The sequence below is a fragment of the Leisingera sp. F5 genome, assembly GCF_001593695.1.
In genome coordinates, this window is sequence record NZ_LUKH01001447.1 from 1 (window position 1) to 1,024 (window position 1,024).

The following is a 1,024-nucleotide window of genomic DNA, read 5'->3' on the forward strand; positions in this document are numbered from 1 at the left end:
GGCGCCGACGCCGGCACCGATGATGCCGCCCAGGATCGCGCCCTGCTGGGTGTTGCTGCCCGGCGTGCCGATGGTAGCCGGATCGGTGCAGGCGCCCAGGCCCAGTGCTGCGGCAACAATACCTGCCGTGGTGAGTTTCATCTGCATCATCAAATTGCCTTCTGTTTTCTCAAACCCGGACAACGTCCGGCATTCCGCACGAATATCGGGGTGCCGCGCCGCCATCTCAAGGCGGGATCACCCTGCATGGGCGAAATACCGCGCAAAATCCGCCTAAGCCCCCCTTAAGGCGCAAAGGCAAAGTCCCAGCCTTCCTGCTCCATCCACAATTTGCGCAGGGCGCCGGCTTCGGGAACAAACCCGCCCTCCAGCATCTCAGCCGCGAACATCCGGTCGGTGCGGAAATGGCGGAATCCGCCGCGCAGCTCACACCAGGCAGCCAGCATTGTGCATTCAATATGATAGATCAGCGCCAAGGGGCGCAGGGTGCGGCAGGTCTCGCCGCGTTCGGGGCTGACATAGGTGATCTTCAGCTTGCGGCTGTCCCGCACCGCTTGGCGCAGCAGCGCCTTAGACACACAACCTTGTTCCGGGTCATCCAACGGCGCGCCCCAGGGGGCCACCTGCAGCCAGTCGGCGGTGGCATGCACATCCTTAATCTTGTGGCTGACCCGTTCTGCGGCTTTTTGCAAGGCGCCATCACCCGTGCGCATCAGCATTGCCAGGCCGACATGCAGCGCTTCCACCTCCTCCTCGTCGAAATTCAGCGGCGGCAGGTCATAGCCCTTGCGCAGCATATAGCCGATCCCTGCCTCACCTTCGACCGGAGTGCGCATCGCCTGCAAGGCGGAGATATCGCGGTAGATCGTGCGTTTGGAAACCTCCAGCTTCTCTGCAAGGTCCTCTGCCCGCACCGGCGAAGTGGCAGTGCGCAGGATCTGGATGATTTCGAACAGGCGTCCGGTACGGGGCATGGGCAGGCTCCAGTGACAGTCTGCTGACACCCTAGCACATACCACTGACA

The 1,024-nt window shown here is 62.5% G+C and carries 1 protein-coding gene; it reads right to left on the reverse strand.

Translation table 11 applies throughout. The features are described 5' to 3' along the window. Positions 1–284: 284 nt before the first annotated feature. Positions 285–974 (reverse strand): YafY family protein, encoded by a 690-nt coding sequence (locus A2I95_RS42155; protein WP_291738185.1) that lies wholly within the window; start codon positions 972–974, stop codon positions 285–287. Between the last annotated feature and the right edge of the window lie 50 nt (positions 975–1,024).

Coding starts and splice junctions, on each gene's coding strand:
- A2I95_RS42155 (WP_291738185.1), bottom strand. CDS start 974: ATGCCCCGTACCGGACGCCTGTTCGAAATCATCCAGATCCTGCGCACT.